Source organism: Actinomyces bovis (assembly GCF_900444995.1).
In the GTDB taxonomy this organism is placed as follows: domain Bacteria; phylum Actinomycetota; class Actinomycetes; order Actinomycetales; family Actinomycetaceae; genus Actinomyces; species Actinomyces bovis.
Genome location: NZ_UAPQ01000001.1, coordinates 733,778 through 757,596, shown reverse-complemented (window position 1 = coordinate 757,596; position 23,819 = coordinate 733,778). Strand labels below are relative to the sequence as shown.

Genomic DNA, 23,819 nt, shown 5'->3' with positions numbered 1-23,819 from the left:
ATCTGTGCATTTGTCCTGGGCCGTGCCTCCCGGGTGGGGCCAGCACGGGCCGGTACAGTGCAGAGCATGGCAGCGGGCAGTGGGAGGCAGGGCAGGGGGCCCGACTGGGTCCCTATCCAGCGTGGCGCCCAACAAGCCCGAGCCCGCAAGGCTGCAGCCCGCGCCGCTGGCGAGCCGGAGACCTCCGGTCCCTCTCGCTTGGAACGTGTGGCCGCTGCCGGTCGGAGCCGTGGACTGATCGGCAGAATTAAGCCGAAAGCTGCCGCGAAGGGGGCCGCTAAGGGGACTGCGCAGGCCGCTCCAAAGACCGCAGCTCAGGGTCCGAGCAGGGGTGCAGGTGGCACCGTTGCTGGTGGAAGTCAGCCGCGCAGCGGCGCAGCACCTAAAACTCCAGCGCGCTCCGGTACTACTCGCATCGTTAAGGGCAAGCAGGTTCGGCCCGCCGCCAGCGGTGCTCGGGCAGGGGCGGCTGGTACCAGAGCTGGTGAGCCTACGGCAGCGGGCCCTCAGCAAAGGCCGGGCGGTACCCGGGTCAACTCAAGGAATGGCGCGGCTCGGGGCGCAGCCGGAGGAACGTCTAGCGGTGCCTCAGCAGCTCAGCGCCGAACTGGCGCGGCAGAGCAGCGCGGGGCTGGGGCTGCAGGACAGCGGGCCGCAGGCAGGCCAGCTGCGGGCTCCCCGGGGGCTCGGGCGCAGGCCGGAGGTGCCTCGGGCGCAGCTTCCGCCGGAGCTCGTGGCCGCGGCACTTCAGCTCAAAGCCAGGCAGGTGCTGCCCGCGGTGGTCGGGGGCAGGTGCGCCGGGGCGCCGGAGCTTCGCAAACTGGGGCTCGCCAGCCCCGATCGACGGCGCAGGCCCGTCTAGGTGATGAGCGAGCCAGATCTGCCGGCGGTGGGGGGCGCCGTCAAGCCCAGAGCGCCAGGCCAGCGCCGCAGCACCGCCCCGGGCAGTCGCAGCGGGGCTTAGCGGCACGTCCACGGCGGGTCCTCTCCGCGCAGGAGAAGCGCTATCTCAAGCATGCCGGGATTGCAGTGCTGGTGGTGCTAGTGGCGGTCGGCCTGATTGCGGGACTCATTGAAGGCACCAAGGCGCTGCGGGAACAGATTCACCAGCAGAACGCAGAGGCGGCTGCTTTAGCGCAAAAGACCGTTTATCCAGCCCCCTCCAACTGCAAGCTGGAGAATCTGGACGTTAAAGCCACTATGCCGGACACGGTTTCTGCTGGGGCGGGTTTGACGGTGAGCTTGGAACTGAGAAACCGGGGCAGTGAGGCGTGCCTGCTGGATACTTCCAAGGCCTCCTTGAACATGCTGGTGACCACTGGCGGTCAGACCGTGTGGGACTCCAAAACCTGCCCGGCAGGTGACCCGGGTGGGGTGCTCCTGCTGCCAGGCACGGATACGGCCAAAGTGGACCCGGGAGCTTCAAAGACCCCGGCGGCAGCAGGCTTAGCTGCGGACACCACGGTATCCATGAAATGGGATGGAAAGACCGCAGCCTCCGACTGTGCAGCGGATAAAGCGACCGTCTCCACCGCCGGCACCTACCACCTGAGCATGAGCCTGGACGGTGCCGACCTGCTGGGGGATAAGGTCTTCGTGGTCCGCTGAAGCCAGCGCGTGGCAGCGCAGCACCTGAGGCGGCTGGCGCCTTGACCACGGAGTTACCCCCGGGGCAGGGCGGCGCCCATCGCCTCACCCACGTGACTGACCGGCAGGAAGGTCATGCCTTTAACCGGACGCAATTCCTTACTGCCTGCCAGCGGCACGATCGCTCGGTCAAAACCCAGCCGCGCCGCCTCCGCCAGCCGCCGCTGAATACCCACCGTGGCCCGCACCTCCCCGGTCAACCCGACCTCCCCAAAAGCCACCAAGCCTGGGGGAGTAGGTAGGTTCCGGGCAGCACTAACCACCGCAATAGCCACCGCCAAATCCGTGGCAGGCTCCACCGCCCGGGCCCCGCCAACCGTAGAGACATACACATCCGCCGTCGAGGTATTCACACGCAAGCGTGCAGCCAACACCGCCAAAGACATAGCCACTCGCGAGTGATCCACCCCCGAGGTGGTACGCCGCGGCGAAGCTGCGCCCGTGGTGGCAACAAGCGCCTGCACCTCCACCGGCATAGGGCGCCGCCCCTCCAAAGTGACGGTGGCGCAGGTGCCAGGCACCTCACTGCGGGCAGCAGACAGGAACAGGCCCGAGGGATCAGCCAGGCCCACAATGCCGCGCTCACCTAGGTCAAAGCAGCCAACCTCATCAGTGGGCCCGTAGCGATTCTTCACCGCGCGCAGCAGCCTCAGGCGAGCATGACGATCCCCCTCAAATTGGCAGACCACATCCACCAGATGCTCCAGCACCCGGGGGCCCGCAATCCCGCCGTCCTTAGTCACATGCCCCACCAATAACACCGGGATACTGCGGGCCTTGGCCACCGCAATCAGGGCTGAGGTCACTGCCCGCACCTGCGTGACACCCCCGGCACTGCCCTCTACCTGAGCGGAGGCAATGGTCTGCACTGAGTCCACCACCAGCAAAGAGGGATTAGCAGCCTCCACATGACCCAACAGCACCCCCAGCTCAGTCTCAGCGGCGAGCAAGAGAGCCGGGTCAATGGCGCCGATACGCTCTGCCCGCAGCCGCACCTGGCTGGCGGACTCCTCCCCGGTCACATACAGCACCGGCCCGACCTCTTGCTGGTGAGAAACCGCCGCAGCTTTGGCAGCTACATCCAGCAACAGCGTGGACTTGCCGACCCCAGGCTCCCCAGCTAACAGCACCACCGCCCCAGGCACGATGCCTCCACCGAGCACCCGGTCCAGCTCACCGACGCCGGTGGAACGCGCCTGCGCTGCCTCCGCACTGACCTGCCCAATCGGGAGCGCCGCCGCCAGCGGTCGCACCGTGGTGGCCTGGGCCAAGGCGGCGCCGTCGGCAGCTGCGGTGGCAGCCGCGCCGGGCTCGTGGAACTCCTCCAAGGTGCCCCACTCCTTGCACTCACGGCACTGGCCAAGCCATTTGGGGCTGGACCAGCCGCACTCTGAGCACAGATAACTGAGCCGGGCCCTAGCGGCTCTGCCGCCGGGCTTGCCGCCAGACCCAGATCTGCTGCCAGGCCTGCTGCCGGGGCCGGTACTAGCTGAGGTGCGGGTGGGGCTTACTGCTGGAGACATGCCCCCAAGCTATTTCAGACCACTGACACGAATCCCGGCACACCGCACAGACATTTGCTAAGCCGCCAGAACGCTGCCCTGCCGCAGGCCGCACCCGTCCCACGCCTGTGGGTCAGCGCCCAGCGGCCTCCAATGCCGCCTGCGCCACGCTCGCCACCTTTTCAGCCGTGAAACCGTAGCGCTCAAAGAGCTCCGCAGCAGGCGCCGAAGCCCCAAAGTGATCCAGGGACACGATGGCGCCGTCGTCGCCCACGTATTCACGCCAACCCAGGCCGATGCCCGCCTCCACACTGACCTTTACAGCCTCACGCGGCAACACAGCGGCGCGGTAGGCCTCATCCTGCTCAGCGAACCACTCCAAGCAAGGGGCAGAGACCACGCGCGTGGGCACCCCCTGGGCCTGCAGAAGCTCGCGCGCCCCCAAGGCCACAGCCAACTCAGAGCCAGTAGCCACCAGCACCAGGCGCGGCACGCTAGCACCCGGCAGGCCAGCGCCCGCCGGGCCGCCAGCTGCACCTGCAACCGTGCCTTCCACGGCGCCTACGCCGTCGCCCCCCGTGGCCTCAGCCACCACATAGGCCCCCTTGTGCACGCCCGCGCGCGCGGCGGCAGGCTCCACCACCACTGGCAGGTTTTGGCGCGTCAGGATCATGCCCGCTGGGCCACCGCGACGCCGCAGCACCTCTGCCCAGGCAGCCACCGTCTCATTGGCGTCACCGGGGCGCACCACATCCAGCCCCGGGATAGCCCGCAGACTGGCCAAATGCTCCACCGGCTGGTGGGTGGGGCCGTCCTCACCCACACCAATCGAGTCATGCGACCACACAAAGATAGAAGGCACTCGCATCAGCGCCGCCAAGCGCACAGGCGCGCGCATATAGTCCGCGAACACCAAGAAAGTTCCGCCGTAGGGGCGAGTCAGGCCCTCCAGGGCGATGCCGTTGAGGATCGAACCCATCGCGTGCTCGCGCACCCCAAAGTGGAGAGTCCGCCCGTAGGGGCCATCACCCTCCCGCTGCGCCAACTCAGTGGGCAGGAAAGAAGGCTCCCCCGCCATAGTGGTGTTGTTGGAACCGCCCAGATCTGCGGAACCACCCCACAGTTCAGGCATAACGGGAGCCAAAGCAGCCAGGGTTTTGCCGGAGACCGAGCGGGTTGCCAGGCTCGTACCCAATTCAAAAGTCGGCAGGGCCGCGTCGAAGCCCTCGGGCAGCTCCCCGGCCCGCAGGCGCTCCAGCAAGGTGGCCCGCTCAGGATTGGCGCTGCGCCAGGCCGCAAAACGGGCATCCCAGTCCGCCCGGAGAACAGCAGCGCGCTCAGCGGCGTGGCTCCGCTGGGCGGCCAGCAAGCCCTCGGGCACCGCGAAGCTCTGCTCCGGATCCAAACCCAGCTCGCGTTTAAGCCCTGCGACCTCCTCCGCACCCAGCTTGGCACCATGAGAAGCAGCGCTACCAGCTTTGGTGGGGCAAGGCCAGGCGATGATCGTGTGCAGCCTAATCAGGCTGGGACGCTTAGTCTCGGCCCGGGCAGCCACCAACGCCTCGTGCAGAGCCTGCAGATCCTCGGCGTAGCCCCCGGGCCCCCGACGCCAGTCGACGTCGAGAACCTGCCAGCCGTAGGCCGCAAACTCGGCGCTGGTGTCCGCCGTGTAGGCAATATTGGTGGAGCCCTCAATGGAAATGTCGTTGTCGTCGTAAATGGCGATCAGGTTGCCCAGCTGCTGGGTGCCGGCCAGGGAAGCAGCCTCCGCAGTCACGCCCTCCTGCATACAGCCGTCACCCAAGATCGTGTACACAAAGTGGTCAAAAACCGACTCACCGGGGGCCGCCTGCGGATCCAGGAGACCATGCTGGCGGCGTGCAGCTATAGCCATGCCTACGGCGTTGGAGAAGCCAGCGCCGAGCGGGCCCGTCGTCGTCTCCACCCCGGCGGTGTGACCGTACTCAGGGTGGGCCGGCAGGGGGGAACCCCACTGGCGCAGGGTCTTGAAGTCATCCGGCTCCAGACCAAAGCCCGCCATAAGCAGCGCACAGTACTGCAGCAAGGAGGCGTGCCCGATAGACAGGATGAAACGGTCGCGCCCCAGCCAAGCCGGGTCCGCCGGATCCACGCGCAGCTCGTGCTGGTAGAGCAGATGAGCCACAGCTGCCAGAGAGATAGCGGCGCCCGGGTGGCCCGAGCCAGCCTTCTCGACGGCGTCGGCAGTCAGGGCCTTGGCGGTAGCAATCGCTTGAAGGTCGAGATCCGTGAGCTTCAGGGCCTCGGTGGGCATAGCGTCTCCTTTACGGCGGCACTGCGGGCCGCCTGGGGTGGGTGCCTCCGAATTGTGCCTCGCTGCTGAGGGGGCGGCAAGATTGCTCCCCGCCCCAAACAGGACGACGGCGTCGGCGGTCCGCCCGGTGCCCAAGCGTGACGTAGCGTTGGGGTCAAGCGCACCAGGAGGACACCATGCTTAACGGAGAACTCATCACCCTGACAGCCGGCGACTACCAGGCGGAAGTGGCTTCCTGCGGCGGCATGCTGGTCTCTCTGAGCCGCCAGGGCCGCGACCTCATCGTGCCTTTCGACGCCGAGGCCACTCTGCCCTCCGGCTGGCAAGGCAAGACCATGCTGCCTTGGCCCAATCGCATCGCCGGGTCCACCTACACCCGCGGTGGGCGCACCTTCCAGGTGGCCTGCAATGAGCCCGAGCGGGGCGCCGCCAACCACGGCCTGGTCTCCTGGACCGACTGGGAAGTCACAGAAGTATCTGCCGACGCCGCCAGCTTTGAGACCCTACTGCCCGCCTCCTATGGCTACCCCTGGGCCCTGTTGGTCACCACCACTTATAGGCTGCACCCCGTCTCGGGCCTATCCGTAACCACCCAGGCGATCTGTGTGGGGGCGGCGCTGGCGACCGTAGACGCAGTGGGTGCCCCGGAGGACCTGGCCACCGGGGCGCTCGCGGCTGCGCCCTATGGGGTTGCGGCCCACCCGTACCTGAGCCGGGGGGTGAAGATTGACGACTGCGTGTTGACCCTGCCCGGTGCCAAGGTGTTGGAGACGGATGCGCAGCTGACCCCCACTGAGCTGCGGGATGTGGCGGGCACGGAGCAAGACTGGCGTGCGGGTAAGCGGATCGGCGCCACTCTGGCGGATAACGCCTTCACCGGGCTGCCGCAGGGCGTGTGGGAGATTCGCCTGGCTTGCGCCGCAGGCGGCCCCGCCGTCGTGCTGTCAGCCGATACCCCCTGGGCGCAGATTTACACGGCTGACCATATGGGCCGTCGGGGCCTGGCGGTAGAGCCCATGACCTGCCCGGCGAATGCCTTTAACACCGGTGAAAGTCTGATTGAGCTGGAGCTTGGCGCCGAGCACACCCTGGCCTGGAACCTGCGCGAGGAAGACTGAACCGAGCGGGCCCGCCGCAGCCAATTCGCCCGTTTGTGACGAAAACGCCCGCAGTGCAGGCGTTTTCGTCACAAACAGGCGTTCTCGACAGAAAGGGGTGCCGTCGCCAGTGCTAGTTGCGGTTAGCGAAGCGCTCCAGCAAGGTGGCGTCACCGCCGACCACCAGCACGTCGTCAGCGCTGACCAGGGTGTCTGCTTTGGCGTACTCGAAGGGCTCCCCAGGGCTCATCAGACCGAATACCGTCACCCCGTAGCGGGAGCGGATCTTGGCGTCACCAATGGTGAAGCCGTGTAGCTCAGCTGGCGGGTGCATCTTCACAATCGTGAAGCCGCCCTTTTCCATCTCGATGTAGTCCAGCATGCGTCCCGAGACCAGGTGCGCGGCGCGCTGGCCGGCGTCAAACTCCGGGTAGACGACGTGATGCGCCCCGATGCGCCGCAAAATGCGCCCGTGGGAGCGGCTGGTGGCTTTGGCCCAAATCTGTGGGGTGCCCAGGTCCACCAGGTTTCCGGTGATGAGCACGGAGGCCTCCAGCGAGGAGGACAGGCCCACAACGGCGGTGCCGAACTCGGTGGCGCCTAGCTGCTCTAGGGCTTCCATATCGGTGGCGTCAGCCTCCACCAGGGGGATGCGTCCGGACCATTGGCGGACGATGGCCGGGTCATGCTCCACCGCCAGCACCTCGCGGCCCAGGCGGTCCAAGGTGGCGGCCATGGCGGAGCCGAAACGGCCTAGCCCGATCACAAGGGTCGAGTCGTTGTAAACGCTCGGGTCTGGCATGAGGGCTCCTCGTTTGGTGGTGGATGGGCTGGTGGTGGGCTGTCGGCTGAGCTTTGTTGGCGACGCCGTCGGTCTGGCCGTGGTGGCCGTGATGGCTGGTGTGCCAGCGCCACTGCGGTGCCGCCACGACCGCGTGCGACGGTTTGCTGTAGGGCGGCCTGCTGCCAGGCGGCGGGCCGCTTGGCAACGGCCTACACGGTAGCGGTTTAACCGATCATTGGGCGCCCCTCGGGCATCCGGATCACGCGCCGCCGCTCGCGCAGGGCCAGGGCAGAGGCCATAGTCATGGTGCCCACACGCCCGATGTACATCAGGGCTACCAGCACATATTTGGCGGAGTCGGGCAGGGTGGGGGTCACCCCAGTGGACAGTCCCACGGTGGCGAAGGCACTGATGGTCTCAAACAGGATGTGGTCCAAGTCCAGGTCGGTGAGCTGGAGGAGCAGGAGGGTGGCTGCGCCTACCGCCGTCGCCCCAATGAAGACCACGGCAACGCATAGGCGTACGGTGGATAGGCCAATGCGGCGCCCGTAGGCCTCAATATCCTGGTCGCCGCGCGCCTCCGCAATAATCGCCAGCACCAGCACCGCAAAGGTGGTCACCTTGATGCCGCCAGCAGTGGAGGCTGAGCCGCCGCCAATGAACATGAGGAAGTCCTGCAGGAACCAGGTGGTCTCGTACATCTCCGAGGTCGGCGTGGTGGCCAGGCCGGAGGAGCGGGCGTTGACTGAACTGACCAGGGAGGAGAGCACTTTTCCGTGCAGTGGCATTGTGCCGAGGGTCCGGGGGTTATTCCATTCCAGTGCCCCGACGCTGACGGCGGCTACCAGGCTTAGCAGGGAATAGGTGGCCAGCGTGAGTTTGGTGTGCAGGGTCCAGGCGCGGGGGCGGTGGCGACGGCGCACGATGTCCAGGATCACAGGGAAGCCCACCGCCCCTAGGAAGGTGCCGATGACGATCGGCATGCACATCCACCAGTCGGTGGCGTGCGGCTCCAGCCCCTCCGGCATGATGACGAATCCGGCGTTGTTGAAGATGGACAGCGCCATGAACACGGAGTACCAGGAGGCTTCGGATACTGGGAGTCCCAGAGTCAGGAATCGGGGCAGCAGGGCGGCGGTCAGGAGGATTTCTACGCCTAGGGAGGTGCCGATGACGGCGCGCAGTAGGGAACCGACGTCGCCCAGGGAAGACTGGGTCTCGGAGGCGGTGAGCATGCGCTGCGTCAGGCCCACGTGGCGGGAGACGGCTAGGGACAGCAGTGAGGCCAGGGTCATGACGCCTAGGCCGCCGATGGCGGAGCCCACGATGATGCTGGCCTGCCCGAAAGTGGACCAGTAGGTGGCAGTGTCCACGGTGGTTAGGCCGGTGACACAGACGGCGGAGGTGGCTTGGAACAGGGCCTCCACGAAGGGTGCGGCATGTCCGCTGGCGGTGGCGATTGGCAGGCAGAGCAGGCCGGTGATGCAGGCGATGATCGTGGCGAAGACCAGCAGGGCTAGGCGGGCGGGGGAGGTGCGGGCGGCCCGGTTCACGTAGCCGCGCGGGTTGAGTTTGGCGACGGCGGCGCGCCAGCCGGTCGGTACAGCTGCGCGTGCGACCAGCCGAGAGCCTTGGCTGTCATTGCCATCTCGGTTGGTGGAAGGCGTCAGCTCTTCTGTCGTGGCGGGCACGCGCCTATTGTGGTCCATCGGCGCAAGTACCTGGGCCTGGTGGGGTGGCACTTGGGTGGCGGAGGGCGACGACGTCGGTGCGATTGCGCAGGATGTGCACTATGTGACAAAAAAGTACCTGTGTGGTGTGCGTGACTGGGCTATATTGGCACGGTGTCAGGAAGTTGACCGCCGGTCGACTGTCCTGGCCGCTCAAGTTCGCATCTATTCGCCCATGACGACGGGAAATCTGCCCATGCCTTCGGGTCTGCCTACTTCAGCAGCCGGCGCCGGCGCCGCTCCTGCCTTCTACACCGTGGCCGAGGTGGCCGCGATTCTGCGCGTCTCCAAGATGACCGTGTACCGCATGGTTCACTCCGGTGAACTGGTGGCTATGCAGGTCGGGCGCTCTTTCCGGGTGCCGCAGCGCGCCATCGAGGAGTACCTGTCTGCTGGACTAGGTGACTGGGGACACGAGGATCAGGCAGTCGCCGGCTCCTGAGAACCGTTAGAATCGCCCGGTCACTGTGTGGCCGGTGCTTGCGTGCGCCAGCGCGCCGCCGGTTGACACCCCGATAAGACCACGGCCGGACCGGCACGGGCCAACCGGGCGCTAGCTCACCACGACTACGAGGAGATCTCATGGGATCCGTCATCAAGAAGCGCCGCAAGCGCATGGCCAAGAAGAAGCACCGCAAGCTTCTGCGCAAGACCCGTCACCAGCGCCGTAACAAGAAGTGACGCGCGCACTCGCGTGATTGCAGGGCCCCGAGCAGAGCCAAGTCTCCAGCCGGGGCCCTTCGCATGCCCCAGCGCAAGCCAGCGCACCTGTCGCATGCCCCAGCGCAGGCCAGCTCACCCGTGCCGCCTGGCTACCCCGCCCCCGGTGCTGTCTGACTCGGCCCCTGCGGTTCCCCGCCGCAGCCGAAGCAAAGCGCAGTAGCCGCGGGGATGACCGCCTGACGCCGTCGCCCCGATATCCTGGCAGCAGCACCAACCCCACCAACAGGAACCCAGATGACCCAGTCTCCCCGCCAGCAGCCAGATGCCCATCCCCAGGCTTCCAGCAGCCTGCCGGCCCACGCCGACGCCGCCTCCTGTGAACTGCCCATGACGGAGGGCCCCGCCGCCCCCGCCACCTGGCCCCCCGCCGTCGAGGCCCTAGCCCACCCACTGGGCAGCAGCCCCGCCCCCACCACCCTGGCTGAACTCACCACCTTGCGCGTGGGTGGGCCGGTGCGCGAATACCTGGAGGCCAGCACCGAGGCGGAAATCATCGACGCCGTGCGGGGCGTCGACGCGGCGGGCACCCCCGTCCTCGTCATCGGTGGGGGCTCCAATATTCTGGCTGCGGACGCAGGCTTTGACGGCCTGGTCATCCGCGACGCCCGCACGCAGGTGCGCCTCCTGTCCGACGACCGCTGCGGCGGCGTCGAAGTGCAGGCCACCGCTGGCACCACCTGGGACGAGCTGGTGCGTGAAGCCGTAGCCAGCCAATGGGGCGGATTCGCACCGCTCTCCGGCATCCCCGGCACCGTGGGCGCCGCCCCGGTGCAAAACATTGGGGCCTACGGCGCTGAGGTCGCCGAGCTGATCGCCTTTGTGCGCGCCTGGGACCGTGCGCTGAACCAGCCGGTTCACCTGCCTTTGAGCGAGCTGGCCCTCAGCTACCGTGACTCCGCCCTTAAACGCTCCCTGACCGACGCCAGCGTGGGTGGCGGGCGCATCTGGGGGCCCACTGGCCGCTGGGTGGTGCTACAGGTGGTCTTCGCCGTCCGGCAGGCCACGCTTTCCGCCCCCATCGCCTACAAGCAGCTGGCACAGGCGCTCGGCGTGGAGCTGGGGGAGCGCGCGCCCATGCGCGAGGTGCGTGAGGCAGTGTTGGCGCTGCGCCGTTCAAAGGGCATGGTGCTGGACTCCGCCGACCACGACACCTGGAGCGCCGGCTCCTTCTTCACCAACCCCATCCTGACTGCCGCCGAAGCTGCGGCCCTGCCCGCCGAAGCCCCCCGCTTCCCCGTGGCAGACCACTCCCGCACCACCAGCGCCAGCGGCGTGCCCCGGATGGAGGGACTGGTGAAGACCTCCGCCGCCTGGCTAATCGACCACGCAGGCTTCAGCAGAGGCTGGGCTCTTAACGGCGACGCCGGGGCCGGGGGAACTGGCTCTCAGGCTGCCGCGCCCGCCGGGGCTGGCGCTGGGCCCACCGGGGGTAAGGCCGGGCCTGCCGCCAGCCTGTCCACCAAGCATGTGCTGGCCCTAACTAACCGTGGTGGTGCCACCGCCGCCGAACTGGCCGCCCTGCGCGACGCCGTCGTTGCCGGGGTGCGCGAGAGCTACGGCGTCACCCTGGTGCCCGAGCCCGTGCACGTCGGCTGGTGAGCGCCACCAGCCTGGAGCCCGGGGGCGTCGAGTCGGCGGGCGCCACCCCGATCCCGCACCTGGGCGCCGATATGCAGGCCATTACCGACACGCAGACCAGCGCTGAGGCGACCTCAGCCAAGGCCAAGACTCCGCCTAACGGCGAAACCACCGCAGCCGATGCTGCGCCACTGTTTGATCGGGAGGCGCCGGTTAGTTTCGAGCCCACAGCCAGCGGCGAGCCCATCCAAGCCAACCGCCGGGTGCAGCCCTCCGCTGCCTCCCAACTTGCGCCCGCAGTAGTGCTGATTGTGGTGGCTGCTGCCTGGGGCGCCTCTTTCCCCCTCACCAAGGACCTGCTGGTGCGCATGCCCGTGTTGGACTTCTTGGGCCTGCGCTTCGCGATTGCCGGTGCGGTGGGGGCGGTGGTTTTGGCCCCGCAGCTGTGGCGTGCCGACTGGGGCACCTGGTGGCGAGGCGTGGCCCTGGGCGCCGTCTACGCCCTCTCCCAAATCCTTCAGACCTATGGACTGGACCGCGCTTCGGCGTCGGTATCTGGCTTTCTGACCGCCCTGTACGTGGTGGGCACACCGGTGGTGGCCTGGTTGCTGTGGCGGGTGCGGCTGGCCCGCTCGACGCTGCTCGCGGTGCTGCTGGCGTTCGCGGGGGCTGCGGTGCTCGGTCTGGCGGGTTTGCATGTCGGTGCGGGTGAGTTGCTGCTGGTCAGCGGCGCCGTCGGCTATTCCTTCCACGTGGTGTTGCTGGGGCGGTGGAGCGTGGGGCGCAATGCGCTGGCGCTGGGCGCTATCCAGATGATTGCGCTGGCCGTGATTCATGCGCCGCTTGCCTTGGAAGGCGGGCTGGTGCTGCCGCAGGGGGCCCGACAGTGGGGCGTCATGGTGTTCCTGGCAGTGATCGGTGGGCTCGTGGCACTGCTGGGGCAAACCTGGGCGCAGGCGCGCATGGATGCGGCGCGGGCGGCAGTCATCATGGCCATGGAACCGGTGTTCTCCGCAGTTTTTGCAGTGCTATTGGTTGGGGAACTGGTGACCTTGCGGCTGCTGGTGGGTGGCTCGTTGATCTTTGCCGGCTCGGTGGTGGCGGAGCTCGAGCCTTTGCTGCGACGACGTCGATTGGTTGCGGTACTGCGCAAGTCCTAGCCGCCGCTCGGTCCAGTGCTGCCTCAGGCCTCGACGTCGAAAACGCCCGTTCGTGACCAAAACGCCCGCAGTGCGGGCGAACTCGTCACAAACGGGCGTTTTCGACACAAACGGGCGCTCCCGCCCTATGAACCAGAGCTAGCCAGCCAGTCATCCACCTCAGCCAGCCACCGTGCCTTGGACCCTTCACTAGCCAAGGAAGCCCGGATCGAGCCACGCGCCAACTCAGCCAGTGCCGCGTCATCCATACCCTGCGCCCGTGCGATCTCGTACTGGTCCACCAGCCGCGACTGGAACAACAGCGGGTCGTCCGCCCCCAAAGCCACCTGCGCCCCGTGCGCCAGCAGGGTCCCGAGTGGCACATCACCAGGCTCGCGGTACACCCCCAGGCAGACATTGGAAGCCGGGCACACCTCCAGACTGATTCCCGCTGCCGCCACCGCCTCTAACAGCGCCGGGTCCTCACTGAGCCGCACCCCATGCCCCAGGCGCGTCGGCCCCAAAGCCGACACCACCTCCCGCACATGCTTCGGCCCCAGCAACTCCCCGCCATGGGGCAGCGAAGCCAGCCCGGCGCGCCGCGCAATCGCGAAGGCCGGTCCCCAAGACGCCGTGTCCCCAGCCCGCTCGTCGTTGGACAGCCCAAAGCCCACCACCTGGCCTGCACCGTCGCCCGCATGCCGCACCGCCAGCCGCGCCAGCGTCCGCGCATCCAAGGGGTGCCGCATGCGGGATGCCGCCACCACCACCGCCACCTCCACGCCAGTGAGCACAGTGGCCTGCTTAGCGGCATCCAGAATGATCTCCAGCGCCGGAGTTATCCCACCCACATAGGGCGCATACGACGTCGGGTCCACCTGAATCTCCAGGCGCCGAGAGCCCTCAGCAGCGTCATCCAAGGCAGCCTCCAGCACCAGACGGCGCATCACCTCCTCGCTGCGGACGAGCGCGCGGGCGGTGTCATAGGAGCGTTGGAAACGAAACCAGCCGCGGTGGTCGGCGGGTACGTGCAGTGGGTCGCCGTCGATAAACGAGGAGGGCAGCCGGGTGCGCGTGGCGGAAGCCAACTCCACCAGCGTGTCCAGGCGCATCGAACCCGTGAAGTGCAGGTGCAGGTGCGCCTTGGGCAGCTTGGCTAGGTTGCGCATGGGCGGGATTGTGCCACGTCACCCGCCGGTCAATTCGCCAAGCGCGTACTCGCGCCAATCCGCGGGCTGCACGGGGATGAGAGCCCATGCATGTGCCGCGCATTTGCCTGCACGTAGGGCAGACTGGTGCCCATGGACAACGCACTGGCCGGTCGGGAGGCTGAAGACGTCTCCCTGCTCACGGGACCACGTGCGGCATCAGTGCTGGCGGCGGCCCTCGCCCCTTCCCGCCAGACCCTCGTCTCCTGGCGGGTGCACTCCGTGCATCACCGCCCCGGCGCCGGCGTTTCCGTGGGCTACACGGCCCTGGTGGACTTTCCGGAGGGTTACCGCGCCACCGAATACCTATTTGCAACGACGGCGCGCCTGTCCAACCCGAACTCACCCCATTTGGTGCGGGTGGCCCCCACCGGCGGCTCGGGTCCCACCATCCACGTGTGGCGCCACCCGGCCGACCCGGAATTGCCCGCCCTGACGGTGGCTTGTACCCCGTCGGCTCTGGGGCAGCGCCTGGGGGCCCAGGTGAGTGTGGAGGTGGTGGTCTACCGACCCACCCGCCGGGCTGTCCTGCGCGTCACCTACCCGGACCACTCCACGGCCTATGCCAAGGTGCTGCGCCCCTCCCAAGCGCGTCCTTTCGTGCAGCGGCACCGACTCCTGGAGATCGCCAAGGTTCCGGCGCCACGCATCCTGCGGGAGGATCAGGACGGTTTCGTGCTGATCTCCACCGGTCTGGGCTCGCCCCTCTCCGGCTTGCTGGCAGCTGGCATGGATGAGGCCAAAGCCACCCGGGTGTTTGGGGCCCTCACCAAATTGTTGGATTCCCTGCCCGCTGACGCCGTCCAGCTGCCGCGGCGACCCGCCTGGTCTGAGCGGGTGCGCCACTACGCGCATGCCGCTGCCACCGTCCTGCCGCAGTGCGCGGCCCGCACGCGGGCGGTGGCCGACGGCGTCGTGGAACTCATGGCGCGCACGGATCCGGGGCCGGTGGTGCCGGTGCACGGTGACTTCTATGAGGCGAATGTGCTGATGGACGGGGAGCAGGTGGCCTGCCTGCTGGACGTTGACTCCCTGGGGCCGGGGCATCGCGTGGATGACCTAGCTTGCCTGCTGGGGCACGTCAGCATACTGGACCACTTGGCGCCCGCCTCCTACCCCTACCTGCGCCCGGCTGTTGATACCTGGACGCGCCTGGCAGACCTGCAAGCGGATCCGGTGGCTTTGCGCGCGCGTTGCGCGGGCGTGGTGCTTTCCTTGGTGGCTGGGGCCCGCCGTGAGGACGGTGGTGCCTGGCGGGCCGACGCCGAAGGTCGCTTGGCACGCGCCGAGCTGTGGCTGGCTGAGGCTCGCGAGATCGATACGCGCCGTGCCCCTCACTCCGCGCCGGTGGTCTGAGCAGCGCTCTGCGCCGGGGTTCTGCGCGGCGGTCCAAGCTGGCGCTTTAAGCAGCGCTCTGGGCCGGGCCAGCCGCCCTGCTGCGCGGGTGAACAGTAAAACCATTGGCGGTTAGCTACCCCGCTGAACCGGCAGCATTCGCGCTATAAATGCGTCACCCGCCGGGGTCGGTTAGCCTCGGCGGGTGACGTCGTCGTGAGCGGCTCAGCGCAGCTCAGCTAGGAGTTGCTGCATGCGGCTCACACCCTCGGTGATGGCCTCGTCGCTGGTTGCGTAGGACAGGCGCAAGTATCCGGAGCGCCCGAAGGCCTCACCAGGCACCACTGCAACCTCAACGTGTTCGAGAATCGCGTCAGCCAGGGTGATGGAAGAGTCGATCACCCGGCCGCGCAGAGTCTTGCCCACCAGTCCCTCAATGCTCGGGTAGGCGTAGAAGGCGCCCTGCGGCCTCGGCACCACCAAGTGCTCAATGCTGGAGAGCATCTCCACCATTAGCTTGCGGCGCCGGTCAAAGGCCTCCCGCATCTGGGCGACGGCGGACAGGTCACCACTGACGGCGGCCAGCGCCGCCCGCTGGGAGACGTTGGCGACGTTGCTGGTCATATGCGACTGGAGATTGGTGGCGGCCTTGAGGACATCTGAGGGGCCCAACATCCAGCCCACCCGCCAACCGGTCATGGCGTAGGTCTTGGCTACTCCGTTCAGCACCACGGTCTGGTCTGCCAGCTCAGGCACCAGCTTGACGATGTGGGCAGGCTCGGCACCGTCGTAGAGCAGGTGTTCGTAGATTTCGTCAGAGATCACCCAGATGCCATGTTCTAGGGCCCACTGGCCGATGGCGGTCAGCTCGGCGGGTGTGTAGACGGAGCCGGTGGGGTTGGAGGGGGAGCAGAGCAGCAACGCTTTGGTGCGTTCGGTGCGGGCGGCCTCCAACTGCTCCAGCGTGACCTTGTAGTCCTGGTCTGCGCCGGCAAAGACCTCCACGGGGGTGCCGCCAGCCAGGCGGACGCACTCTGGGTAGGTGACCCAGTAGGGGGCGGGCAGGATGACCTCGTCACCTGGGTCTACCAGGGCGACAAAAGCCGCGAACACGGCTTGTTTGCCACCGTTGGTGACGATGATGTCATCCGGGCAGACCTCATAGCCGGAGTCCCGCAGGGTCTTGGCGGCGATGGCCTCGCGCAGGGCTGGCAGGCCCTTGGCGGGGGTGTACTTGTGGTTGACCGGGTCCTTGGCGGCGGCTACGGCGGCTTCGACAATGTAATCGGGGGTCGCGAAATCTGGCTCACCAGCGCCAAAGCCAATGACCGGGCGGCCGGCGGCCTTAAGCGCTTTGGCTTTGGAATCGACAACCAGGGTGGCGGAAGGGGCGATTGCGGCTAGCCGGGCTGAAACTCGCTTCTTTGGTGTGCTCACGGCCCCATGCTCCCATGGTGCGCTGTCATCTGCCTGACTTGTGGCACAAAATGCAGCACTTTGAGCTTGTCCACCTCTCCGCCGACTCATCGAGTCGTTGGAATCATGCGGTTTTACGCTGGTCAGCCCGGCAGCAGCTGCTCAAAGTGCTGCAAACTGTGCCACTTCTGTGGCGTCCAGGATGTTGCGCACAAAGCGAAGGCGGGTAGCGAGGTCAACGTCGGGCACCTGGCACTTTGCGCCGATATAGGCGGCCGGGGCGGCTTGTGCCAGCGCGGCGGGGCTGCCAGCAGCGCTCAGAACCGCTGCCTCAGTAGCCAGGGCGGCCACTGTGCACTCGCGCACCTGGGCGGCTCCCATCGCAGAGCCAGGCTCATCCACGTCTAATGGCAGGTGTCCGTCCATCCAGGCCTTGGCGTACTGCGTATCTGCTGGACCGGCGCCAGAGAACATGACGCCCTCCAAGAGCCCAGCCGCCCGCACCTGGCGCACGTGCTGGGCCGCCACGGCGGCATCCCGCGCTTCCAGGGCAGAACGGCCCCAGTTCAAGGTCATGCGAATCTCGGGGCGGCCCAGCTCGGCCAGCACCGCCAACTCATCGTCCAAGCTCATGAGGCGCTTTTCGCCGCGGTCAGGGGCTACGAAGGCATCGCAGTGCTCCACTAGCAGCGGGGCCCCGCCCCAGTCGTAGTCCACGATTTCTGCCAGGGATTCGCCGAAGGCCTCGGGGCAGTGGGCTACGCCATGCTCGCCGGAGGGGGCGGAGTGGATTTCCACACCGGCCACTACGTCACGCCCGCAGGCTTCGCGCAGGGCTTCCACCGCGTCGCGCAGCTCGCGGGTGAAGGCTAGAGCGGCAGTGCGGCCCTCCGCGGAGGTGGAGGCCAGGCCGAAGGTGCCGGTGTCCCAGACGCGCACCATGGTGCCGCCCACGCCGGTGACGATATTGCGGTCCCAGTGGGGAGCTAGCTGGGCCGCCAACCAGGGGAGGTCGCCCAGGCCATGCACGTAGGGGATTTCTAGGCCACGGACGCCGGGTATCTGGGCGAGGAGCCGGTAGTACTCCTCCTGCTCCGCCTGGTCTGCTGGCAGTGATGCGTAGGCGCCGATGAGACCGTAGGTCATATCTGCTCGTCTCTCCTCGTTGAGCTCGTCCCGGCAGGACGTCTGATGTCTCGATACTAGCCCTCACCAGCGGGACGTGTCGCAGGCCACCTCAGGATATTTCGCGATCAGGGGGGCCTTGTGCGAGTATTGAGTCTCGCTGAAGGGCAGTGGCGCAATTGGTAGCGCACCGGTCTCCAAAACCGGCGGTTGTGGGTTCGAGTCCCGCCTGCCCTGCTGAGACGGCGGATCTGCCGGGAGGTCCCGTCGGTTTCGTCTTCTCGCCCTAATGGGTAGTGAACGAACCGCCGAGCCTGAGGACCGTGATTATGAGCGAGAGCGCCGCTGTTGAGCAGCGTAAGAAGCGTGGCCTATTCGCCCGTATTGCGCTGTTCCTGCGCCAGGTGGTTGATGAGCTCAAGAAGGTCGTCTGGCCGACCCGCAATGAGTTGAGCACCTATTTCATCGTGGTGGTCGTCTTCATCCTGGCGATTATGGCTTTCACCGGTGCGCTCGACTTCGTCTTCAACCAGATTGTCAACTGGGTCTTTGTCTGACCCGGCACGGGTGAGCCGAGTTCATGAGCGCCGCCCCGCCCATCACCAAGCCATTTAGCTGAAAGCAGGTACATCGTGTCTGAGGAGATCGTGTCCGAGGAGCCCGTAACCGAGGCCGCCGACGCCGCTGAGGACTCCGCCGCCGCTGACACCACCCCCGTCGTCGACCCGCTGGAGGCCTTCCGCAAGGAGATGTCCGGCCTGCCCGGCGAGTGGTACGTCCTGCACACCTACTCCGGCTATGAGCGCCGCGTGGCCACGGATATCCGCACCCGCGCGGAAAACTTCGAGATTGAGGACTATGTCTTCGACGCCGTCGTCCCGATGGAAACTGTCATCGAGATTAAGAACGGCAACAAGAAAAAGGAGGTCTCGCGGGTCCGCATTCCTGGCTACGTGTTTGTGCGCATGGACCTGGATGACCCGGAGACTTCTGACCGCGTGTGGCGCACCATCAAGGACACTCCGGCTGTCACCGGCTTTGTAGGTGACCGCTACAACCCCGTCCCGCTGACCTTTGAGGAGGCGGTCTCTCAGCTCGGCCCCACCCCGGAGGAGGTGGCTGCCAAGCAGGCCGAGGCTGCCAATGCTGCCCCGGAGGAGGGTGCCAAGACGCAGGTGGCTGCCGGCGGCCAGGTTTACGAGGTGGCCTTCGAGGTGGGCGAGTCTGTGATTGTCACGGATGGTCCCTTCGAGTCTCTGCCCGCCACGATTGCGGAGATTCACCCCGAGACGCAGAAGGTGCAGGTGCTTATCTCGCTGTTTGGCCGTGACACTCCTGCCGAGCTTTCTTTCAGTCAGGTCGCCAAGATCTGAAGCGCGTAGCAGTGCTGTGACGCCCGCCGCAGCTGGCCTTGAGTCAGCTCGGCGGGCGTCCTGCATCACAGCGTTTTGGCCTGTGATCCCGCGCACCGCGGTCGTTAGTAGGGCTTGGCTGGGGCTAGGATTGGCGTTCGTGCGTGTGCCTTGGCGCTTCGCCTGGGTGTGCGCGCAACCGTTGCACGGCAGGCGTGCAGCGTTTCCGGACAAGAAAGAGATCCATCCACCATGGCTCCCAAGAAGAAGGTCGCCGGGCTCATCAAGCTCCAGATCCAGGCCGGCGCAGCCAACCCCGCCCCGCCGATCGGCCCCGCGCTCGGTCAGCATGGCGTCAACATCATGGAGTTCTGCAAGGCCTACAACGCGGCCACAGAGTCTCAGCGCGGCAACGTCATCCCCGTTGAGATCACGGTCTACGAGGACCGCTCCTTCACCTTCGTCACCAAGACGCCCCCGGCCGCGGAGATGATCAAGAAGGCCGCTGGCGTGCCCAAGGGTTCCGCCACTCCTCACACCGCCAAGGTTGGTTCGCTGACCATGGACCAGGTAAAGGAGATCGCCCAGACCAAGATGGCCGACCTCAACGCCAATGACATTGACGCCGCCGCGAAGATCATCGCTGGCACCGCCCGCTCCATGGGCATCACCGTCGAGGCCTGAGCCTCAACCCCCACAGACAAACCCCCGTGGAAGGGCCTGCGCGGCCCGTTCACCACGACTGCAAGGAGAAGCAGATGACCAAGCGCAGCAAGGCCTACCGCGCCGCCGCTGAGAAGATCCAGTCCGGGATCATCTACACCCCGGCCGAGGCCGTCCACCTGGCCAAGGAAACCACCGTTACGAAGTTCGACTCCACTGTGGACGTCGTCTTCCGCCTCGGTGTGGACCCCCGCAAGGCCGACCAGATGGTGCGTGGCACCGTGTCCCTGCCGCACGGTACTGGTAAGACCGCCCGCGTCATCGTCTTTGCCCAGGGTGAGCGTGCCGAGCAGGCCCTCGCTGCTGGCGCTGACGAGGTCGGCGGCGACGAGCTCATTGAGAAGGTCGCCAAGGGCTACACGGACTTTGACGCCGCCGTCGCCACCCCGGACCTCATGGGCAAGGTTGGCCGCCTGGGCCGCGTGCTCGGTCCCCGTGGCCTCATGCCCAACCCCAAGACGGGCACCGTGACCATGGACGTGGCCAAGGCCGTCACCGACATTAAGGGTGGCCGCATCGAGTTCCGTGTGGACCGTGCCGCCAACCTGAACTTCATCATCGGCAAGACCTCCTTCACTGAGGAGCAGCTGGTGGAGAACCTGCGCGCCGCCCTGGATGAGGTCCTGCGCCTCAAGCCGGCCACCTCCAAGGGCCGCTACATCCTGAAGGCCACCATGGCCACCACCATGGGCCCCGGCATTCCGATGGATGTCACTAAGGCCTGAGCACGAACTGCGTCGTTGAGTCGACGCCGTCGCTGCCCCTGACGCCGACTGCCTCATGCGGGTGGTCGGCGTCAGGCGCTTTTGGCACCTCGACGGCGTGGCCGGGCGCTACCACCGCGCCGCGCCTTATGCCGAGTTCCTGGGCCATACCGGCAGGCAGCTCTAACACGGCGTGGGCCTTAAAACGGGGCATGCCGATGCTTCCGGGGCGCATCCGCCCCACGTCTATCACGGTGCCGTTTCTGGTGACGTGAACGACGTCGATCGGGTAGCTCATGCCGATGCAGTGCACGGCATTGCAGGCGGTGATCCAGACGCCACCGGAGAGGCCTTTGGTGCCGCGCAGTCCTTGCAGGCGTTCTTGTCGCCGACGGGCTAGCCACAGGGGCAGGCCGGTGGGGCGGCCATTGACTAGCAGGAGGGTGGGCGCGGGCCATTCCGCCCAGACCGGGACCGTGTTGCTCACCTGCTAAGCGTCCGCGGCGGGGCGCAATGTTACAAGGGTCAATTCAGTCAGCATTTCGGTGGGACCAGTTGGGGGAGTCTCCAATTGCGCGATGGTGCGGGCGGCGGGTCGGGCCTCGCGCTTGCTTGCGCCCCACTACCCGGGGAGAACCTGGGCAGGCGGGCGGGTCTGCCCGGTGACGATGCCCTGATCAACAATTACCCTAGGGCTGCGGGGCCATGAATGCTGGGCCGGACAGTGCTGTTTGCGGGCCTTGTTCCAGGTCCGCATACCTGCGTCAAAGCCCCGTTATTCTCTAGCAAATGGACCGAAAGCTCTGCCCTGGGCGGTAGGTTCAGTGCAGCCCCAACTTAAGACCGGTTATCGATCACCCGGAGCAAGCAATGACCACTTCTGCCTCCTCTCCCTCTTCTGGGGCGCTGCGGCGCCTTGGCAGTGCCTACCTTCTGCTGGAGCGGATCGGCACTGGCGCCCAGGGTGAGGTCTGGCGGGCAAAGCATAGCCCGGAAGCCACTGGAACCTGGGACCCGGTTGAGGAGGAGACCAGCGCCCCTCACGTCGATGAGGAACTGGCGGCCAAGATCCTGCGCGCGGAGATCGCCTCCCAGCCGGGTGTGCTGGAGCGTTTTCTGGCGGAGCGGGCCACCCTCATGCGGGTGCGCTCCCGGTCAGTGGTGGCAGTGCGTGACCTGGTGGTTGAGGGCGGCACCTTTGCGATTGTCATGGACCTGGTTGACGGCGGTGACCTGCGCGGCTACCTGACGAAGGTCGGCAACCTGCCGCCCTCGGAGGTGGCCCGGATTGGTGCCTTGATCGCAGATGGTCTGGCTGCCGTGCATGAGGGCGGGGTGCTGCACCGGGACATCAAGCCGGCCAACGTGCTGTTGGAACGCCACGGTGAGGGTGAGCCAGTCATTCCCCGCCTGGCTGACTTTGGGGTGGCGCGGATTTGTGAGGCGGTGGGTGCCACCACCTCCACCAGTGCCATTGGCACGCCGCTCTACATGGCCCCGGAGGTGCTTACCGGCAAGGTGCCTCCCATGACCGCAGATGTCTACTCGCTGGGCACCATGCTCTATGAGCTAGCCTGCGGCGTGGCACCGTTTGTTGGCAGCACGCCGCAGGTTCTGGCCAGCCATGCGCGGCGCAGTCCTGGCCGCCCAGAAGGCATCCCGGAAGCGCTCTGGGAGCTGCTGGAGTTGATGCAGTCCAAGCAGGCCGCTGAGCGCCCCTCTGCTGCGGAGGCGGCGGAGCGCCTGCGCGCTCTGGAGCCCTCCCTGCGTGGCCTGCCTGCAGCTCCTCGCCTGAGCAAACCTCCGGCCAATCGCCCCGCAGCGCGGCCTTTTGAGTGGGATGATCCCGGGGAGAAGCCGGACTCTAAAGCTGGCAGCGCCGCAAAGGGGGGCCGGTCTGGTGCCGCGGCAAATGGCTACGGCGTCCAGCCTTCAGCGAACTCCCCGCAGGGGCTCTACGGGCAGGTGCCTGCGCAGGCGCCGGTGGGTTATGGCCTGGCTGTGGCTGGCACAGCCGGTACGCAGCTGCTGGCGGGAGGTGCGACCACTTCTGTGCTGGCACCTCCCGGTGCGGGCGGCCCTGTTCCGGCTGCCTTCACATATGGGGGTGGGTCTGCGCCCGCCAGCTTGGTACCTCAGGCGCCCAAGCCGCGCCGCCGGAAGTTGGTGGCCGCTGGCGTGGCTGCCTCCCTAGCTTTGCTTGGCTTGGGGGGAGGCGGCTTGTGGTGGTATCTGAGCAGCGATACGGGGGCCACCTTTAGTGCTGTGCCTTTGCAGGCCACCGTGCAGGAGCGGCAGCGGATAGCTGACGTTTCCGATAAACGAATGTCTCGGGATAACCGGATGCTGGCGACGCGCAGCGGCAGTGAGTGGTCCCTGCGTGACCTCAACAGCTCCAACCATGCTCCGGTTTGGACGGGTGAATGTTGGGAAGGCTATTTCTTCAACAATGAGATCTTCCTTTGTAAGAACGCCAATAACGACCGCAAGTTTATTGGGATTGACGGTCAGCCCAAGCAGATCAACCTGGCGAAGGAAGCCGATGTCTTGGGCAATATTGGTGAGCTAGCGATCATTCGCGAAGGCAACTATGAAGGCTCGCTGCTAGCTATGGACTCTTCCGGCAAGCAAAAATGGCGCGTGGACGGTGGATACACCAAGGCAGAAATCACCTCGAAGTTCATCTTGACCTATGAGAGTGGCTCCAAGCGGATGCAGGTCCTGAGTGCCGCTGACGGCACGATTCTTCTGTCGCATCCGGTGGAACGGCAGCCTGATTGGGATAAGCCCCAACCTGGCGGCATTGATATCAATATTGGCGACGCAGGTTTCCTAGTTCAGGGCAATCCCGCAGTGGTTTACGACGCCAAGGGCAAGTCCTTGGGGCAGGTCGCTTCAGCAGCGGGCGCTCCCACCAAGTGGGGGGTTCCGGAGCCCACTGAGGCGGCAGAGTTTAAGCGGGCGCTTGAGTCAGTGCCGGAGAGCTCTGACCGCTATGAGCGGCAGTTGCTGGCCAAGGGCACGGATTCGGCAGTGCTGGCTCTGGACACGAATGCCTGCGCTGCGAAACTGGTAGGTCAGGAGGTCAGCTTTGCGGCGCCCACCCGCACTGAGGGTGAGCCTTGTGCGCTGCATCCTGCGGGGCTGATTGACAGCGGCGCTGGCATCTTGTTCACCATGGGGGAGCCCTCGTCTAACTCCAAGGCCGTGGGCGACCAGGTGGTTGCCTATAACCGTAAGACCGGTGAGCAGACTTGGCAGGTAAAAGGCAGCCTGCTGCATGTGTTGCCACCACAGCCTGGAGCTAAGGGTGACCAGGCTGGGGCGCCTCGCCTATTAGTGCAAGAGGGTGGAAATTACGGAGACCTGGTGATTTACGCGGTGATTGGCAACTGAATGACCGCCGTCGAACTGCCGCGAACCCGCCCTCGCGCTTTTGTGCGCGCCCGTGGTTTGCTGAGTT

Annotated in this window: 20 protein-coding genes and 1 tRNA gene; 13 read left to right on the top strand and 8 right to left on the bottom strand. The window is 66.5% G+C overall.

Features of this window, described 5'->3' with window-relative positions; translation table 11 throughout:
- Positions 1-66 precede the first annotated feature (66 nt).
- A complete protein-coding gene (locus tag DR039_RS11055) occupies positions 67-1,608 on the top strand; it encodes a hypothetical protein (RefSeq protein ID WP_126622317.1) in 1,542 nt (513 codons plus the stop codon).
- A 53-nt stretch (positions 1,609-1,661) separates the two neighbouring features.
- On the opposite strand, the gene radA is transcribed toward DR039_RS11055, so the two are convergent.
- Both radA and DR039_RS03175 read right to left on the bottom strand, forming a co-directional pair.
- Positions 1,662-3,170, bottom strand: a complete 1,509-nt coding sequence (gene radA / locus DR039_RS03180; protein ID WP_111835917.1) for a DNA repair protein RadA — start codon at positions 3,168-3,170, stop codon at positions 1,662-1,664.
- A 112-nt stretch (positions 3,171-3,282) separates the two neighbouring features.
- Positions 3,283-5,442, bottom strand: coding sequence for a transketolase family protein (locus DR039_RS03175; RefSeq protein WP_111835916.1), 2,160 nt, complete (start codon positions 5,440-5,442; stop codon positions 3,283-3,285).
- Positions 5,443-5,618: 176 nt separating this feature from the next.
- Between DR039_RS03175 and DR039_RS03170 the strand changes: the two genes are divergently transcribed.
- The gene (locus tag DR039_RS03170; protein WP_111835915.1) at positions 5,619-6,560 is read left to right on the top strand and encodes an aldose-1-epimerase; all 942 of its coding nucleotides are present in this window, start codon (positions 5,619-5,621) and stop codon (positions 6,558-6,560) included.
- A gap of 112 nt (positions 6,561-6,672) precedes the next feature.
- Here DR039_RS03170 and DR039_RS03165 read toward each other — a convergent pair whose 3' ends face one another.
- Together DR039_RS03165 and DR039_RS03160 are read right to left on the bottom strand one after the other, a co-directional pair.
- Positions 6,673-7,341, bottom strand: a complete 669-nt coding sequence (locus tag DR039_RS03165) for a potassium channel family protein (RefSeq protein ID WP_111835914.1) — start codon at positions 7,339-7,341, stop codon at positions 6,673-6,675.
- Positions 7,342-7,547: 206 nt separating this feature from the next.
- Positions 7,548-9,032, bottom strand: coding sequence for a TrkH family potassium uptake protein (locus tag DR039_RS03160; protein WP_111835913.1), 1,485 nt, complete (start codon positions 9,030-9,032; stop codon positions 7,548-7,550).
- A 217-nt stretch (positions 9,033-9,249) separates the two neighbouring features.
- Between DR039_RS03160 and DR039_RS03155 the strand changes: the two genes are divergently transcribed.
- From DR039_RS03155 to DR039_RS03140, 4 genes are all read left to right on the top strand, one after another.
- Positions 9,250-9,495 (top strand): helix-turn-helix domain-containing protein, encoded by a 246-nt coding sequence (locus DR039_RS03155; RefSeq protein ID WP_111836025.1) that lies wholly within the window; start codon positions 9,250-9,252, stop codon positions 9,493-9,495.
- A gap of 140 nt (positions 9,496-9,635) precedes the next feature.
- Complete coding sequence (locus tag DR039_RS03150; RefSeq protein WP_003792170.1) at positions 9,636-9,734, top strand: 30S ribosomal protein bS22; 99 nt, start codon at positions 9,636-9,638, stop codon at positions 9,732-9,734.
- A 276-nt stretch (positions 9,735-10,010) separates the two neighbouring features.
- Positions 10,011-11,375, top strand: coding sequence for a UDP-N-acetylmuramate dehydrogenase (locus tag DR039_RS03145; RefSeq protein WP_111835912.1), 1,365 nt, complete (start codon positions 10,011-10,013; stop codon positions 11,373-11,375).
- Positions 11,372-12,514, top strand: coding sequence for a DMT family transporter (locus tag DR039_RS03140; RefSeq protein WP_111835911.1), 1,143 nt, complete (start codon positions 11,372-11,374; stop codon positions 12,512-12,514). Before DR039_RS03145 ends, DR039_RS03140 begins: the two co-directional genes overlap by 4 nt.
- A 125-nt stretch (positions 12,515-12,639) precedes the next feature.
- Here DR039_RS03140 and DR039_RS03135 read toward each other — a convergent pair whose 3' ends face one another.
- Positions 12,640-13,662, bottom strand: coding sequence for an adenosine deaminase (locus DR039_RS03135; RefSeq protein WP_111835910.1), 1,023 nt, complete (start codon positions 13,660-13,662; stop codon positions 12,640-12,642).
- 132 nt (positions 13,663-13,794) lie between these two features.
- On the opposite strand from DR039_RS03135, the gene DR039_RS03130 reads away from it, so the two are divergent.
- Positions 13,795-15,057 carry a phosphotransferase gene (locus DR039_RS03130; protein ID WP_111835909.1) on the top strand — a complete coding sequence of 421 codons (1,263 nt, stop codon included), beginning with the start codon at positions 13,795-13,797 and terminating at the stop codon, positions 15,055-15,057.
- 204 nt (positions 15,058-15,261) lie between these two features.
- On the opposite strand, the gene DR039_RS03125 is transcribed toward DR039_RS03130, so the two are convergent.
- The gene (locus DR039_RS03125) at positions 15,262-16,473 is read right to left on the bottom strand and encodes a pyridoxal phosphate-dependent aminotransferase (protein ID WP_229116749.1); all 1,212 of its coding nucleotides are present in this window, start codon (positions 16,471-16,473) and stop codon (positions 15,262-15,264) included.
- Positions 16,474-16,614: 141 nt separating this feature from the next.
- Positions 16,615-17,598: a DUF4862 family protein gene (locus tag DR039_RS03120; RefSeq protein WP_111835907.1), complete on the bottom strand. Its 984-nt coding sequence runs from the start codon at positions 17,596-17,598 to the stop codon at positions 16,615-16,617.
- Between the two features lie 143 nt (positions 17,599-17,741).
- On the opposite strand from DR039_RS03120, the gene DR039_RS03115 reads away from it, so the two are divergent.
- The 5 genes from DR039_RS03115 to rplA all read left to right on the top strand — a co-directional run bounded on the left by DR039_RS03115 (position 17,742) and on the right by rplA (position 20,377).
- Positions 17,742-17,814 (top strand) — tRNA-Trp (locus tag DR039_RS03115).
- 92 nt (positions 17,815-17,906) lie between these two features.
- Positions 17,907-18,134 carry a preprotein translocase subunit SecE gene (gene secE, locus DR039_RS03110; protein WP_111835906.1) on the top strand — a complete coding sequence of 76 codons (228 nt, stop codon included), beginning with the start codon at positions 17,907-17,909 and terminating at the stop codon, positions 18,132-18,134.
- A gap of 75 nt (positions 18,135-18,209) precedes the next feature.
- Positions 18,210-18,950 (top strand): transcription termination/antitermination protein NusG, encoded by a 741-nt coding sequence (gene nusG / locus DR039_RS03105; RefSeq protein WP_407641261.1) that lies wholly within the window; start codon positions 18,210-18,212, stop codon positions 18,948-18,950.
- A 231-nt stretch (positions 18,951-19,181) separates the two neighbouring features.
- Complete coding sequence (gene rplK / locus DR039_RS03100; RefSeq protein ID WP_111835904.1) at positions 19,182-19,613, top strand: 50S ribosomal protein L11; 432 nt, start codon at positions 19,182-19,184, stop codon at positions 19,611-19,613.
- Between the two features lie 74 nt (positions 19,614-19,687).
- Complete coding sequence (gene rplA, locus DR039_RS03095) at positions 19,688-20,377, top strand: 50S ribosomal protein L1 (RefSeq protein ID WP_111835903.1); 690 nt, start codon at positions 19,688-19,690, stop codon at positions 20,375-20,377.
- On the opposite strand, the gene DR039_RS03090 is transcribed toward rplA, so the two are convergent.
- Entirely contained in the window at positions 20,367-20,843 is a 477-nt protein-coding gene (locus DR039_RS03090) for a DUF192 domain-containing protein (protein ID WP_111835902.1), read from the bottom strand. The genes rplA and DR039_RS03090 overlap by 11 nt on opposite strands.
- Positions 20,844-21,226: 383 nt before the next feature.
- On the opposite strand from DR039_RS03090, the gene DR039_RS03085 reads away from it, so the two are divergent.
- A complete protein-coding gene (locus DR039_RS03085; RefSeq protein WP_111835901.1) occupies positions 21,227-23,752 on the top strand; it encodes a serine/threonine-protein kinase in 2,526 nt (841 codons plus the stop codon).
- Positions 23,753-23,819: the final 67 nt, after the last annotated feature.

Excerpts from the sequence above, each read along its gene's own strand:
- DR039_RS03130 (WP_111835909.1), top strand. The coding sequence starts at position 13,795 with ATGGACAACGCACTGGCCGGTCGGGAGGCTGAAGACGTCTCCCTGCTC.
- DR039_RS03135 (WP_111835910.1), bottom strand. The coding sequence starts at position 13,662 with ATGCGCAACCTAGCCAAGCTGCCCAAGGCGCACCTGCACCTGCACTTC.
- radA (WP_111835917.1), bottom strand. The coding sequence starts at position 3,170 with ATGTCTCCAGCAGTAAGCCCCACCCGCACCTCAGCTAGTACCGGCCCC.
- rplA (WP_111835903.1), top strand. The coding sequence starts at position 19,688 with ATGACCAAGCGCAGCAAGGCCTACCGCGCCGCCGCTGAGAAGATCCAG.
- DR039_RS03145 (WP_111835912.1), top strand. The coding sequence starts at position 10,011 with ATGACCCAGTCTCCCCGCCAGCAGCCAGATGCCCATCCCCAGGCTTCC.
- DR039_RS03165 (WP_111835914.1), bottom strand. The coding sequence starts at position 7,341 with ATGCCAGACCCGAGCGTTTACAACGACTCGACCCTTGTGATCGGGCTA.
- secE (WP_111835906.1), top strand. The coding sequence starts at position 17,907 with ATGAGCGAGAGCGCCGCTGTTGAGCAGCGTAAGAAGCGTGGCCTATTC.
- rplK (WP_111835904.1), top strand. The coding sequence starts at position 19,182 with ATGGCTCCCAAGAAGAAGGTCGCCGGGCTCATCAAGCTCCAGATCCAG.
- DR039_RS03085 (WP_111835901.1), top strand. The coding sequence starts at position 21,227 with ATGACCACTTCTGCCTCCTCTCCCTCTTCTGGGGCGCTGCGGCGCCTT.
- DR039_RS03175 (WP_111835916.1), bottom strand. The coding sequence starts at position 5,442 with ATGCCCACCGAGGCCCTGAAGCTCACGGATCTCGACCTTCAAGCGATT.
- DR039_RS03155 (WP_111836025.1), top strand. The coding sequence starts at position 9,250 with ATGCCTTCGGGTCTGCCTACTTCAGCAGCCGGCGCCGGCGCCGCTCCT.
- DR039_RS03160 (WP_111835913.1), bottom strand. The coding sequence starts at position 9,032 with ATGGACCACAATAGGCGCGTGCCCGCCACGACAGAAGAGCTGACGCCT.
- DR039_RS11055 (WP_126622317.1), top strand. The coding sequence starts at position 67 with ATGGCAGCGGGCAGTGGGAGGCAGGGCAGGGGGCCCGACTGGGTCCCT.
- DR039_RS03150 (WP_003792170.1), top strand. The coding sequence starts at position 9,636 with ATGGGATCCGTCATCAAGAAGCGCCGCAAGCGCATGGCCAAGAAGAAG.
- DR039_RS03120 (WP_111835907.1), bottom strand. The coding sequence starts at position 17,598 with ATGACCTACGGTCTCATCGGCGCCTACGCATCACTGCCAGCAGACCAG.
- DR039_RS03170 (WP_111835915.1), top strand. The coding sequence starts at position 5,619 with ATGCTTAACGGAGAACTCATCACCCTGACAGCCGGCGACTACCAGGCG.